The organism is Aquirufa rosea (genome assembly GCF_004118285.1).
Taxonomy (GTDB): domain Bacteria; phylum Bacteroidota; class Bacteroidia; order Cytophagales; family Spirosomataceae; genus Aquirufa; species Aquirufa rosea.
The window spans coordinates 356578-370419 of the sequence record NZ_SDHY01000001.1 but is presented as its reverse complement, the minus strand read 5'-3'; the positions used below and the strand labels follow the sequence as shown (position 1 = coordinate 370419).

Below are 13842 nucleotides of genomic sequence, written 5' to 3'. Positions count from 1 at the left end.
TTTTCATGTTTTTATTCCCTCAAACTTTTGTTTAAGGGAATGATGACAAATGTTAGTGGATTGAACTAATCTATTTAGTTAACAGAATCAATTTTTTTCTTTCTAGCAGCTAATTTATGTTCTGACAATAAAATATGCTCATCAAAACCTGTGATGGAAAATGTACCACCAGCAGCTATGTAATCAGCCTCAAAATGATGCAAGTTCTCCATTACGGAATGATCCACCAATTGGGTATTACTAAAATCCATGGTGACATGCATACCCTGTGGAATAGCATCCAATTTAGCTTTTAAGCCCATATAATTTGTGAATACTGCGGCTTTATTTACTTCCACTAAATATTGGTCCTCATTAAAGGATACTGTAACGGATGCTTTGAAAAAACTAGATATTGGCGCTCCATTAGCCACATGAATGATGATTTTTACCAATATACCAGCAGCAATACCAACCAACAAATCTTCATATAAGGTAAAGAAAATAGTAATCAAAAAGATGGCTAATTGTCCTTTACCAATATTGAAAATATGAATAAACTCCTTAGGATGGGCTAACTTAATACCCACCGATACTAACATGGCGGCTAAAGCGGCATTTGGAATTAATTCAATTACAGGTGCGGCAAAAACCACAAATACCAGAATGAAAAATCCATGAAAAAAATTGGCCCATCGGGTTTTTGCTCCATTGTTGACATTGGCAGAACTACGTGCTACCTCTGAAATCATGGGTAATCCTCCTAAAATACCTGATATAGTATTTCCAATACCCACCGCAATTAAATCCTTATTGGGATTAGACTTTCTTTTGTATGGATCTTGCATATCGATTGCCTTGACAGTCAATAATGACTCCAATGATCCCACCAAAGCAAACATGATGACATATTTGATGAAAATTAATGAGTTGGCAAAGCCTCCAAAATCAACATTCACATGTATGTTATCAATCAAACTACCAATTTTAACAAGAGCACTTGCAGGTTCGGTATGTTTAAAATCCAAGAATATTTCGGCAGGAATGGCGATACATAAAACAATCAAAGCCGCAGGGATTTTTTTCAAAAATGTGACAGGAATATTTTGCCATGTCATCATGATTAAAAAGCTAAGAATACCCACAATGGCCCCATTTCTGTCTAAATTCATGATGAAATCTGGAATGGATGCCGCCAATTCAAAAGGACTTTTTCCCTTGGCCATGGCTGGGTTTACATTAAGTAAAACGGGTATTTGCTTGAAAATGATAATTAAACCAATGGCGGCCAACATACCATGAACGGCAGAAAGAGGAAAAAAGTCGACTAGTTTTCCTAATTTAAATACGCCAAATAGCACTTGGATAATACCTGCCACTACTATGGCCCCCAGTGCATAGTGCCAGCCCTGCTCTCCTCCACCAAAATCAGCAACAGCCCCAACGATGATCACGATAAGTCCTGCGGCTGGACCTTTGATAGTTAATCTAGAACCGGAAAATAAACTGACTATAATTCCTCCAATGATGGCAGTTAATAAGCCCATTAGGGGTGGAAATTCGGAAGCTTTGGCAATACCTAAACTTAAAGGTAGAGCCAATAAAAAAACAATGAATCCAGAAATGGCATCGGAACTGAAATTTTCTTTCAATCCGTCAAATCCATCTTTCGGGATAGGGTTTGTGATATTTTTCATACGATGTTTTCAATATAGCTGAACCCCATTTAAAGATTGCTGGTCAAACTTTAAATAGCAATTAAGCTCCTTGTTAGAGTGTGAGATTTTTCAATTAGGCAAATTGAATTAAGAATAATGTGCGGGATTATTCTACAGCCTAATATTTCTAAATCGTATAAAAAATGGGATGATTGATGCGCTATAGTTTTTATAACGCACATTGGCCTTTGGAAAATTGGCCAAAAAACCAGAGAAAGAAAACAAACATTGATTTCCTTCTGAAAAAAATCCAAAATCAAAATGGGTAATTTCCCCATCTTCTTCCTCTTCCGTGGAATCGAGGCTTTCTTCCATAAAAAAGTCGAAAAAACCGAAATCCTTTGACTCAGTTTTTTCGACTTTAATGGTATGATCAACGGCTATTTCAGATTTTATGCCTAGTACTTGTTTCATGGACGCGGTGACCATGAAAAAGAATATACTGACGAAAAGTAAGAAATGCCGATTTATTCGCATAAAAAATATTTATATCAAATATAAATAATTTTAATTTCTCAAAGATGATAAAAATTCTACAACATCCCTAATTTCTCTTTTCGACATTAAACTTCCCATTGGTGGCATACTGGATGGAGAGTTTTCTCTTGACTTAATTCTTGAAGTAGCTATTTTTAAAGGTTCTGCCTCGGATGTTTTTAATTGAATCAAACTCTCGTTCTCGGAAATTACGGTTCCGCTTACTTCTTGTCCATCCGTCAACTTTAACGTAATTGTTCCATATCCAGGAGCAATTCGAGCACTTGGTTCAATTAAAGCCTGTAAAATTTGTTCTCTACTTAATCTGTTGCCAATACCTTTCAGTGAAGGACCTACAATTCCACCTTCTCCTCCAGCATTATGGCAGCGCACACATTGTACTATTTGATTACGGTAAAAAATACTATTCCCCGCCTGGATATTACCTCCAAATAACGCATCTTTAAATTCGTCTGTTAAGGTTCCTTTCGTTTTTAGGGCATCTAATTTGGCTACTAATTTTTGTGAATTGCTTGCCTCAACAGCCTCTACTAGGTCTAATCGTATGTCATTCGATAGTTTTTTGGCAATCATTTTTTCAATCAAGTCGGCCAAAACATCCTCCGTTTTATCTACAGGCATTTTTCCTATACTTTGCAATAATTGCTGTTGTTCCAATACGCTACCTTTTTCTATGATGGGATTAACCACATGAGGTAATTGAGCCTTTGAAAAATCAATTTTATTTAAGAAACTCAAGGAAGCACCACGTACACTTCTATCTGCATCATTCATTCCTTTTTGTACTAAAAGCGCTAAATGACTGTCATTTAAGGCAACTAATGATGCCAATTGAGCTGAACGTACTTTGGCATTGGGATGATTTAAAAATATCTGGGTTTGCTCACTTCTGAAGTCCTTAATTTTCAACTCTGACAATAATTTTGCTGTGGCAATTAATACCTCTGGATTAGAACTGCGTAAAAAGTTGGCTACTTTAGGGTAGATGCGTTCCACTACATCTGCAGGGTTTCTTTGCAAAACACCTCTATGACGACCGTCAACGCGGTCTAGCACAGAAGGATTAGCCCATGAACCAAGGGTTGCAATGGCTTCCGCACGAATGACATCAGAATTGTCGTTTCTTTCGCTAAATTGAATTAAGGCATCAATCTCTTGAGTACCTCCTACACGTAAACATGCATTAATAGCTCTACGCAATAATGGTTCTCCTTTCCAAGCCTTATTATTCAATGCCGCTGCTAATGCCGGTAATGCTGCTGGAACGGACTCATCATCATTGATAGCTCTAGCCGCTTCTGTGGCAATGTATTCATCGGAATCTTGTAAAAATAAAGCCAATTGAGGACTAGAAAGTCGACGTAATACGAGTACAGCGGCAGTTTTAAGTGCGGTATGGTTTGATTTAGCTAAGGCCACAATAGGCTCCTCTTTGCCTATCCTAGAAAGAGCTAAAACCGCAGCATGACGGATGTAATGGTCTTCATCATTATTTTTCTCTAACACACTTAATAATCCTGGAATGGCTTTTTCCGATTTGATTCTTCCCAATGCCTGGCATGCAAAGAAGTTGATACGTGAATTTTTTGAATTCAATAATTGAATCAACTTGTCTTCATGATCTTTATTAAAAATATCCCCTAAGACCTTGGCACCTTGTGCAATGATCTCCTCATCTGGGTCATTCAATAAGGCACCCAATTGACTACCAATTAGTGCATCAGAAGCACCTAATTGCCCTATTCCCCAAATTCCATGAATTCGGGCTAATTGATTTTCCCGTTGCTGAATTGCTTTTTGGAATATGGCCACCGAGGCTTTACCCCTTTTGGCTAATTCAAATTGCGCTTTCTGGCGTACACGCATGTCGTTGTAAAACAGTAAATCATACAGCATATCTGGACTTTGTTTTTCATAATCCAATTGGATCAAACGTTTCGTCTCAGCTCGTTCTTTTTCTAAGTCATTATTTTTAGTATCTACGTCAATTTTCCACACACGACCAAAATGCTTTACATCCCAACCATAAACCCAGTCGGCTGCGTACAAGGCTCCATCGGGTCCAAATCTCATACCTGTTGGTAAAATTCCACTCACAATATCTTCCTCAGATTTGAAATCGAAGGATGCTCCTTTTGGTTTTAAATCAAACGACCAAATGTGAGAGGCATTAGGATTTCCTACAAATTCCACCAAGAAGAACTTATTAGTCCACTTTTTACCCAAAGCTGTTCCAGGATTAAACAACATACCCGTTGGTCCATTGTGATAATTACGGATAGGAGGAATAATGTAAGCGGCTTGTCCTTTCCAACGTGGAACGTATAATTTTTCATCCATCCAAACCTTATATAAGTTGTTGGAAGGATCTGTGTATTTTCCATATTGCCAGTTGGATCTCCAACCCGCATCTGAGCCTTCTACAACATGCACTAAACGTTCGCTTTCTCCCGGATGGTCTCCATCATTATCAGAGCTGATTAGATTACCATAATGATCAAATACGAATTCGTGAGTATTTCGTAATCCCGATGCAAATACCTCAAAATTGCTTCCATCAGGGTTAGAACGAACAATTACCCCAGAGTTTGGGTATTTATATTGTTTTCCATCCACTGCTGTTATATTCGCTCCAATGTCTCCAATTTGCCAATAAATCTTTCCATCAGGTCCTTCGATAACTCCAGACATCCCGTGTCCACCAAATCCAATATGTACTCCATAACCCGTTGAAATAGATACTGGGTCAGTTAAGAGTCCGTTTTTCTTCGTATTTTTAAGTCGCCACAAATCTGGTCCCACAGCAATAAATGCATCTTTTTTACGCATTAAGATTCCCCCTGCCACATCCGTGTATTCCTCATGAAACCCATTAAAAATGCGGGTAGATTGATCAGCCAAACCATCTCCGTTTTTATCTTCAATTTTCCAGATTTCTTCTTTTTCTACTTTTAAATCATTTACATCATGAACACCATCATTATTTAAATCAGGAAGCCAATTGTTCTTTTCTGAATTTTCAGTCGCAAAGGTTTTGTGTAAAAAGGCCTTTCTGTCAGCGACAGATTGAAATCCGATGGATTCTGTCATCCAATCTCTGTGCCCCCGAATATCAAACTCTGAATATTTTCCCCGGTTGGTACGAGTGATATAAATGGCGCCTTTATCGTCTATGTCCATGGCTACTGGATCTGGAGCCAATGAATCTGAGGCAAAACGGGTAATTTGTAAGCCTGGAGCAATTTTTATGGGTGATTTTTCTTTGGCTATCCTGGCTTTTTCTGCCAAATTATCTTGGTCTTCTAGGATTACTCGATAGGTATCTTTTTCCATTTGATTCCTACAGGAATAGGAAATGGCGGAAACAATTACAAGCGCAAGGAGGTACTTTAATTTCATATGTGATGGTGTTTTTGAGGCGAAAATTTCTTACAGAATGACAAATCTAAAAAGACAAAATGACATATTATATACCCAAGTACCCGGTAATTTTATGGAAATGTATGTGGGTAAAGCAAAAAATATTTCCTGAACATCGAAACTAAAAAAATGTATTTTTGCTTAATCAACAGCTAAACTATGAATTCTAAATTAACTCATTCTTTATTTCGGTATTCTTTCCTCTTAATACTAGCCTTTATTACATCCATAGTTTCCGCTTTTCCTTCAAAACAATGGAAGGCATGGAAAGAACAGGCTAAACGGGTAAAAATCATACGTGATGAATATGGAGTACCGCACATTTATGGAAAATCTGATGCAGATGCAGTTTTTGGGCTGTTGTATGCGCAGTGTGAAGATGATTTCATGCGGGTAGAAATGAATTACATCGAAAAATTAGGAAGAAGAGCAGAGGTTTTTGGATCCAAAGAATGGGCCAATGATTTATATATCCGGCTGATAATCAGTCAAGAAGAAGCAAAACAAGATTATAAAAATAGCCCAGTCTGGTTAAAGAAATTATTGAATGCCTATGCTGATGGAATCAATTACTATCTAGCCAAGCATCCAGAAGTAAAACCCGCCTTATTAACTCATTTTGAGCCTTGGTATCCCCTACTTTGGACAGATGGGAGCATTGGTGCCATATCTACCGGAAGTGTGAATCAGTCGGAAGTGGCCCAATTTTATGGTTTAAATGGCCAGCGATTGACATATCAGAAAATCAATCCTCATGACCCTGAGGCAGATTTAACAGGCTCCAATGGCTTTGCGGTAGGTCCTGCCAAATCGAAATCAGGGAATTCTTTATTTTACATTAATCCACACGTAACTTTCTATTTTAGACCGGAGGTTCATGTAAACAGTCAGGAGGGATTACAGGTGTATGGAGCGGTGACTTGGGGACAATTTTTTGTTTATCAGGGTTTTAACCCATACGGCGGTTGGATGCACAACTCTAGCCAGGTGGATGTGGCGGATAATTATGCGGAAACCACTCGGGAAGGTTCTAAGGGAATGGAATATTTGTTGGATGGTAAATGGTTGCCCATGAAGGAACAAACCATTCAATTAAAGTCGCGAGATAAAGAGCCTATCAACATAAATGCATATTTCAACCATCGGGGGCCAATTATGGCTCAAAGGGATGGAAAATGGATTTCAGTGAGGTCATATAATCGTTCCATGAAGAGCTTGATTCAAAGTTGGGCTAGAACTAAAACCACTAGTTTTGAATCTTTCCAAAAAGTCATGAACATGCGCGCCAATACTTCTAATAACACGGTGTATGCCGGTAAAAACGGTCGAATTGCTTATTGGCATGGAAATTTTGTTCCTAAGAGAAAGCCGGATATTGATTGGTCAAAAGTACAAGATGGTACTCGTTCCGAACTAGATTGGAAGGGCCTGCATGCCTTATCGGAAATCGTACAGACTATAGATCCTAAGAGCGCATGGATTCAAAATTGTAACTCCACTCCTTTTACGGTAGCTGGTTTCTCTAGTCCTAAGAGAGACCAATACCCCGTATATATGGCTCCCGATGGGGAAAATTTCCGCGATAGAAATGCAGTGAGGCTATTTTCCAGTCCAGGAAAATTGGATTTGGAAAGTCTGATTCGTTTAGGCTATGACCGTAAATTGACTGCATTTGAGTTATTGATTCCTGCCCTAGTTAAAGCTGGAGATAAACGGATAGCAAATTCTACTGATTTTACATCGGCCATGGATACGCTTCGTAACTGGAATTATTACGTCTCTGTAAATTCTGTTGCACAAACTTTAGCTGTCCATTGGGGACAAAAGATTCTAGCCAAGATTCCAAGAAAGGTGTTGTTTGGGGGTGAAAGTGACATGATTCAAAGTATAGAAGCCTACCTTGCTGCTGGAAAAGAGGAAGAAATGTGTCAGGTATTGGAAAATGTTTTGGCAGATTTGACCAAAACCTGGGGTAAATGGAATCTACCTTGGGGAGCAATCAATCGATTGCAAAGGATTGATAATCAGGTTGATTTTACATTTGATGATGTTCAATCAAGTTTCCCTGTGCCTTTTGCTTCTTCTACTTGGGGTATGCTTCCCTCCTACAATAGTAAACCCTTCCCTAATACCCGAAAATGGTATGGAATTAATGGAAATAGTTTTATTTGTGCGGTGGAATTCGGTCCTACAATCAAGGCTAAATCTTTGTTGGCAGGAGGACAAAGTGGCGACAAAAATTCCCCCCATTTTTTTGATCAGGCGTCTAATTACACAGAAGGTAAATTTAAGGATGTACATTTTTATTTAAAGGATGTTTTGAAACATCAGAAGTCATCTTATCATCCTTAAATGCCTTGGTTATTAGTCAAAATTTGTAAATTAGAAGGTTTAAAAAGCGTATGTCAACACTTGTAATTTCTAGATTTCAATATGAGGCCATCTTCAATGAAGCAGCTATTGGTATTCTAGTGACAGATGCTTCCAGTAATATCGTTTTGACCAATCCTTTTGCCGATCGTTTATTTGGATATGAACCCCATGAGCTCAAAGGCAAGAATATCGAAATTCTGATTCCTAATCACCTTAGATCAAGACATCATGACCATCAAGCTAAATATGCGTCCCATCCGCAAGATAGGCCTATGGGGGCAGGTTTGGACTTAAAAGCCAAGCGAAAGGATGAATCACTTTTCCCAGTAGAGATCAGTCTGAGTCATTTTCGAGAGGATGGACAAATGTTCTACATTGCTTTTATCAGTGATGTTACCCTAAAAAGAAAGGTTGAAATGGAGTTGATTTTGAAGAATCAAGAAATAAATCAACTCAATGAGACCTTGGAGGAGGAAGTGAAGTCAAGAACCCAAGCCCTTCAGAATACCTTAGAACAATTGGAGGCAAATACCATTGAATTAGAAAATGCTTTGCAGAAAGAAAAGGAATTGGGTGATTTGAAAACCCGTTTCGTATCAATGGCCTCGCATGAATTTAGAACTCCTTTAACCTCTATTTTGAGCTCTGCCACCCTCTTGGAAAAATATCAAAAGGCGGAAGAACAAGACAAAAGAGAGCAGCATATTCGACGTATAAAGGCTTCTGTCAATCATTTGACCATGATTTTGGAGGAATTTTTATCTGTGGGAAAACTAGAATCAGGGAATGTCCAAATTCATGTTTCCACGATTGAATTGGAGTCATTATTTATGGAAATTAAATCCGACTTAATTCCTTATAAAAAGGTCAATCAAAAAATTAATTTGGATTTCAAGGCCTCAGAAACTTGGGTAAGCGATGAATCAGTAATTAGAAAAATCTTATTAAATGCCCTTTCTAATGCCTTAAAATTTTCCAATGAAAATGTGGAATTAATCGTTAGAGAGGAAAATAACTTACTGAAAATCAATATTAAAGATAGAGGTATAGGCATCAGTGATGAGGATAAAAAACATTTGTTTGAGCGATTCTTCCGAGGTAGTAATGCCACGGTGATTCCTGGTACTGGTTTGGGTTTACATTTAATTGACCGATATTTGGAATTAATTCAAGGACGAATGACTTTGGAGTCAGAACTTAACCAAGGCACTCAACTTACCATTGAAATACCGAAACTGAACCATGATGAATAAAATACTTCTTATAGAGGATAGTGACGATATCCGAGAAAATACTGCCGAACTTTTAGAATTATCTGGTTATGTAGTAGAAACCGCCTCGGATGGAATTGAAGGGGTTCGTTTGGCACAGCAAAATCTCCCGGATTTGGTTATTTGTGATATCATGATGCCTCATTTGGATGGTTTTGGAGTTTTGCAGGTATTTTCTAAACACGAGAAATTATCTCAGGTTCCCTTTATTTTTTTAACGGCCAAAACGGACCGTTCAGACATGCGTAAAGGCATGGAAATGGGGGCTGATGATTTTTTAACCAAGCCTTTTCAAGAAGTTGAATTATTGCGTTCCATTGAGACTAGATTAAAAAAGAAATCCCTTCTGATGACAGGTAGTTCGCTAGATGTCGAATTGGATTCAGAAGTATCCTTAGCTCAAAAAGCCTTGGATTTTCTGGATTTTTCACATTATGAGATTGAAAAAAGAACGCACCATTTACAAAAAAAGCAGAGTATATATTCGGAAGGAGATACTCCATCTCGCTTGTATTTTTTAGAAAAAGGTAAAATAAAAACCTATCATACCAACCGTGAGGGTAAATATTTTATCACTTCTTTTATCAAAGAAGGTGATTTTTTTGGTTACGTGGATATGCTGGAGAACCAAAGTTATCGGGAAACAGCTGAAGCTTTAGAGGAATCGGTTATTTTGAGTATTTCTTCCAATGAATTCAAGGATTTATTGAAACAAAATATTCATTTGGAAATTTATTTCAGAAAGGCACTGACCAGCTATCTCATGAAAAATGAGAAAATTTTGGTTTCAATGGCTTACCAGTCCTTACGACTACGCGTTTCTATGGCATTAGTTGAATTAGCCAAGACCTATGGAAACATTGGAAATGGTCCGGTGGTAATACGTTTATCTCGTGAAGATTTGGCTTCTAGAGTTGGAACTGCCACTGAAACGGTCATTCGTACTTTAAGTGATTTTAAAAAGGAAGGATTGCTAGAAATTCGCGGAAGCGAAATGACACTTTTGGATGTATCTAAGCTAGCAAATTTGCGTTATTGAGCCGAAAATGGATGGCAAATAATGGGGCTAAGGGACGAGTTTTTAAGGTAATTGGATTGACTCATTCCAATACCCCAAGCTCCTCTGAAAAGTAGTATGATAGCCACCGCCCAGCTTAATAATTTAACATAACGCAAGGCATTACTTTGCCTTTTTTCTAGCCAATCTAAACTCAAGATAGCTGCAGTAATAGCAGGTAAGGTACTTATTCCAAAAACGAACATCGTTAAAGCGCCCCCAATCGGGCTAGGTTGAATTAAAGCTATACTAAGTCCCCCAGTTACTAACCCACAAGGTAGCAATCCATTGCCCATTCCTAATAGGAAATGCCCCCATGTCCCTAATCCCCTGCCTGATTGCTGCAAGGGTTTGCCGATCCAGCGATATAAGAAATCAAAATAGCTATCTTTTAGTTTTCCGATGGAAAGGAATAATAAAATCAAACCTGCAACGATATAATACAGATGCCACCAGTTAGGGAAAATCCAAATGGACCCCAAACTGGCGACAACTAATCCCATCAAACTATAGGTCAGTATACGACCAAATTGGTACATCACTGTGCTTACATTAGCTAATCGCTGATTTTTTTGTCTGACATGCAGCATGATAGGCCCACACATGGCAATACAATGCCAGCTTCCAGCTAAACCAATAAAAAAGCTCAGGTACCAAGTATGCATCAGGGAACGATAATTCGATATTCTGTGAGGTATTTTTTATCAGAAATCATCCACTCTAACGTGATTTTCCATGGACCTTTGGTCAAGAATTCACCAGGAATAGTCCAAGTACTATCCTGAGGTGTAGCCAAGGAGAATACCTTATCTTGAGACGCTGAAGAAGGTCGGAAGAAATTGACTTTAAGATCATGACTACCTGGTAGAATACTCAGTTTAACTTCATGAGAGGCCGCGTTAAATTGTAATTCCACTTTTTTGCTTAAAAGTGCAGCTTCCTTTTTTTGATCAATTTTCATTTGAAATTTCTGCCCATCTTCATAGTAGTGGTCGCCCACTAATTCTACTTTTTCATGTGTCATATTGACATAAAAATAGGCCATAAATGCGCCAAATAGGATAAAAACGCCCACTATGGCATGTCCCCAATTCCATGTTTTATTTGTGTTGTTACTCATCAGGCTGTATAAATCTAGTTTTAATTACCTCTGTATATCCCTCTCTATTTTTAATCTCAATAGTTATTTTATCCTTGCTTTTCCAAACGCCCATAGGAGCTTTAATGAAAAACTCAGATTTCACCATTTTACCTGGTTCAATGGCCTTTGGAGGAGCTCCTACCCATTGTATGCGCATTGGGGCTGGGATTTGGAACTGCAAATCTTGTAAATCCAATGATTTGTTCAAAATTTCAATGCTATACAAATTACTTACTTCCTTCTTCTTTTCGTCTAATTGGAAGGTCATTCCAGGGGTTCTTAGCAGGGTTGTTTCCCATGGGCTTCTTGTCAATAACAAGAAGGCAATGGCACCAATTAATAATAATAATACGGTGCTGTATGCTCCAATTCTCAAGTTGAATTTCAATTTCTTCTGTTCATTGATTCCATTGACCGAATCATAGCGTATTAAATTCTTGGGCTTATTGATTTTCTCCATCACCTCATCGCAGGCATCTATACAAGATGTACAACCGATGCATTCTAACTGATTGGATCCATTTCGAATATCAATTCCCGTAGGACAAACTCGTACACACCAATGGCAGTCAATACAATCTCCTTGATGACTAAGATCTTGACCTTTTTGTATTTTTCCTCTAGGTTCTCCTCGTTTATGGTCATAGGAAACTAATATGGAATTATTGTCCAGTAAAACTCCCTGTAAACGACCATAAGGGCAAACCACAATACATACTAACTCTCTGAAACGGGCAAAAACAAAATAGAAAGTTCCCGTAAATAGAATGATAGCAAATAAACCTGCCAAATGATCTAAAGGAGATTCGGTGACTAACTTAAGCCACTCTTTTTTACCCACGATATACATTAAAAACGTATTGGAAATGGCAAATGATAAAATAAGGAATAGGCTGTGTTTACTGACGCGTTTAATGATCTTACTACTATCCCAAGGTGCGGCATCTAGTCTTTTTTGGGCTTTGTCGTCTCCATCTATCCAATATTCGATTTTTCGGAAGAGCATTTCCATAAATATGGTTTGTGGGCAAGCCCATCCGCACCAAACACGACCAAATAAAACAGTAAATAGACTAATAAATATGATGGAAGCCACCAAACCTAAGGCAACTAGATGGAAGTCTTGAGGAAAAAATGGAACGCCGAAAAATATGAACTTACGCTCTAGGATATTGAAAAGAAACAAAGGTTCACCTTTTCGCTCCAACCAAGGTAAGCCAAAAAGTAAAATCATTAACAGGTAAGAAAAATATGTTCTTAGGCGATATAGTCTTCCTATAATTCTACCTGGGTAAATCCAAATACGTTTTCCGTCTTTGCTTTGATTATATAGATGATTTCTAAAATCATCATTTTCTAAACTGATGTTTGACATAAAAAAGAAGGTCCGTTGCCGGACCTTTTAGTTTAAAATGGAGCCTTTTCTCTACAAGTGCTTATACCAAAAGGTTTGTATAAGGGACAAAAACGAACGATTCCAGTTAAAGCAATGATGCCAGCAACTACATACACAACAACAGATAAATTTTCCGGAATAATTTTTGCATAGGTTAGGATAGCTAAAACTACCGCAGCGGCAAATCGAGCAATCCGGTCAGTACGTCCTACATTCTGTTTCATATAGAGTAAAGTTTAGGTGACTTATTTTTGTTCAGTTCCTTGAGGTTCTTTTGCCCCTGGAGGATTAGTACCTTGTAAGGTCAAAATATAAGACGAAACTTGTTGAATCTGAATCGGATTTAAGGTTTTATTCCATGCAATCATCCCTTTCTCTGGAACACCGTTCGTGATGGTATGAAATAAATCTTTAATGGTTCCACCGTGCAACCAATACACGTCAGTCAAGTTAGGTCCTACCCCGCCCTGGCCTTTATCACCATGACAAGCTACACAATTTGTGGTATAAATACTTGAACCTTCTGTTAAATCTTTCGCGGCTGTTAAGGCTTTTACATTATCCTCGTTTACAGAATTTGCAAATTTTTTCATGTACTCTTCTCTTGCTTTCTCCGCAACAGCTACTTCATTTTTGTATTCTGTTTCTTGGATATTGCCATCTTGAGCCACATGATAGTAGAATAAATAGACTATACCGAAAAGAATGGTAATGTAAAACAAGTACATGAACCATGGTGGAGTAGGATTATCTAACTCCACGATGCCATCATACTGATGCTCTAATTCCAGATCCTTCTCCTTTTCCAAAGGTTTTAATCCGGTAAATTTCTGCCACCAGCTTAATGATGCTTCCTCTTCTACTTGACCAGGTGCCTGAGTTAATTTTTTAAGCGCAGAAGAAAGCTGCATGGTTACGATTAATATCAAAATGCTTGTTAAAAATATCAAGCTGATTAACCAAATTTCTGTGAATGAACTAAACATATT

General features: G+C 38.0%; 11 protein-coding genes. 3 read left to right on the top strand and 8 right to left on the bottom strand.

Annotated features, from left to right (window positions below; translation table 11 throughout):
* Positions 1–74: 74 nt before the first annotated feature.
* The 3 genes from ESB04_RS01665 to ESB04_RS01655 all read right to left on the bottom strand — a co-directional run bounded on the left by ESB04_RS01665 (position 75) and on the right by ESB04_RS01655 (position 5594).
* Entirely contained in the window at positions 75–1676 is a 1602-nt protein-coding gene (locus tag ESB04_RS01665) for a SulP family inorganic anion transporter (protein WP_129025590.1), read from the bottom strand.
* 132 nt (positions 1677–1808) lie between these two features.
* Positions 1809–2111 (bottom strand): hypothetical protein, encoded by a 303-nt coding sequence (locus tag ESB04_RS01660; RefSeq protein ID WP_129025588.1) that lies wholly within the window; start codon positions 2109–2111, stop codon positions 1809–1811.
* Positions 2112–2204: 93 nt separating this feature from the next.
* Complete coding sequence (locus tag ESB04_RS01655; protein WP_129025587.1) at positions 2205–5594, bottom strand: HEAT repeat domain-containing protein; 3390 nt, start codon at positions 5592–5594, stop codon at positions 2205–2207.
* A 180-nt stretch (positions 5595–5774) separates the two neighbouring features.
* Between ESB04_RS01655 and ESB04_RS01650 the strand changes: the two genes are divergently transcribed.
* Genes ESB04_RS01650 through ESB04_RS01640 form a run of 3 tightly spaced genes read left to right on the top strand, consistent with a single transcriptional unit; the run spans position 5775 to position 10298 of the window.
* Complete coding sequence (locus ESB04_RS01650; RefSeq protein ID WP_129025585.1) at positions 5775–7967, top strand: penicillin acylase family protein; 2193 nt, start codon at positions 5775–5777, stop codon at positions 7965–7967.
* Between the two features lie 50 nt (positions 7968–8017).
* Positions 8018–9241, top strand: coding sequence for a PAS domain-containing sensor histidine kinase (locus ESB04_RS01645; protein ID WP_129025583.1), 1224 nt, complete (start codon positions 8018–8020; stop codon positions 9239–9241).
* On the top strand, positions 9231–10298 hold the full coding sequence (locus ESB04_RS01640; RefSeq protein ID WP_235832156.1) for a response regulator: 1068 nt from the start codon (positions 9231–9233) through the stop codon (positions 10296–10298). Before ESB04_RS01645 ends, ESB04_RS01640 begins: the two co-directional genes overlap by 11 nt.
* Here ESB04_RS01640 and ESB04_RS01635 read toward each other — a convergent pair.
* Genes ESB04_RS01635 through ESB04_RS01615 form a run of 5 tightly spaced genes read right to left on the bottom strand, consistent with a single transcriptional unit; the run spans position 10292 to position 13839 of the window.
* On the bottom strand, positions 10292–10981 hold the full coding sequence (locus tag ESB04_RS01635) for a sulfite exporter TauE/SafE family protein (protein ID WP_129025581.1): 690 nt from the start codon (positions 10979–10981) through the stop codon (positions 10292–10294). The two genes, ESB04_RS01640 and ESB04_RS01635, sit on opposite strands and share 7 nt — an antisense overlap.
* Positions 10981–11436, bottom strand: a complete 456-nt coding sequence (locus ESB04_RS01630; RefSeq protein ID WP_129025579.1) for a FixH family protein — start codon at positions 11434–11436, stop codon at positions 10981–10983. The genes ESB04_RS01635 and ESB04_RS01630 overlap by 1 nt, the downstream gene beginning before the upstream one ends.
* A complete protein-coding gene (gene ccoG / locus ESB04_RS01625) occupies positions 11429–12832 on the bottom strand; it encodes a cytochrome c oxidase accessory protein CcoG (RefSeq protein WP_129025577.1) in 1404 nt (467 codons plus the stop codon). Before ccoG ends, ESB04_RS01630 begins: the two co-directional genes overlap by 8 nt.
* Before the next feature lie 32 nt (positions 12833–12864).
* The gene (locus ESB04_RS01620) at positions 12865–13077 is read right to left on the bottom strand and encodes a YgaP family membrane protein (RefSeq protein ID WP_129025575.1); all 213 of its coding nucleotides are present in this window, start codon (positions 13075–13077) and stop codon (positions 12865–12867) included.
* Between the two features lie 21 nt (positions 13078–13098).
* Positions 13099–13839: a cbb3-type cytochrome c oxidase N-terminal domain-containing protein gene (locus ESB04_RS01615; protein ID WP_129025573.1), complete on the bottom strand. Its 741-nt coding sequence runs from the start codon at positions 13837–13839 to the stop codon at positions 13099–13101.
* Between the last annotated feature and the right edge of the window lie 3 nt (positions 13840–13842).

Coding starts and splice junctions, on each gene's coding strand:
- ESB04_RS01615 (WP_129025573.1), bottom strand. CDS start 13,839: ATGTTTAGTTCATTCACAGAAATTTGGTTAATCAGCTTGATATTTTTA.
- ESB04_RS01655 (WP_129025587.1), bottom strand. CDS start 5,594: ATGAAATTAAAGTACCTCCTTGCGCTTGTAATTGTTTCCGCCATTTCC.
- ccoG (WP_129025577.1), bottom strand. CDS start 12,832: ATGTCAAACATCAGTTTAGAAAATGATGATTTTAGAAATCATCTATAT.
- ESB04_RS01640 (WP_235832156.1), top strand. CDS start 9,231: ATGATGAATAAAATACTTCTTATAGAGGATAGTGACGATATCCGAGAA.
- ESB04_RS01635 (WP_129025581.1), bottom strand. CDS start 10,981: ATGCATACTTGGTACCTGAGCTTTTTTATTGGTTTAGCTGGAAGCTGG.
- ESB04_RS01660 (WP_129025588.1), bottom strand. CDS start 2,111: ATGAAACAAGTACTAGGCATAAAATCTGAAATAGCCGTTGATCATACC.
- ESB04_RS01645 (WP_129025583.1), top strand. CDS start 8,018: ATGTCAACACTTGTAATTTCTAGATTTCAATATGAGGCCATCTTCAAT.
- ESB04_RS01620 (WP_129025575.1), bottom strand. CDS start 13,077: ATGAAACAGAATGTAGGACGTACTGACCGGATTGCTCGATTTGCCGCT.
- ESB04_RS01630 (WP_129025579.1), bottom strand. CDS start 11,436: ATGAGTAACAACACAAATAAAACATGGAATTGGGGACATGCCATAGTG.
- ESB04_RS01650 (WP_129025585.1), top strand. CDS start 5,775: ATGAATTCTAAATTAACTCATTCTTTATTTCGGTATTCTTTCCTCTTA.
- ESB04_RS01665 (WP_129025590.1), bottom strand. CDS start 1,676: ATGAAAAATATCACAAACCCTATCCCGAAAGATGGATTTGACGGATTG.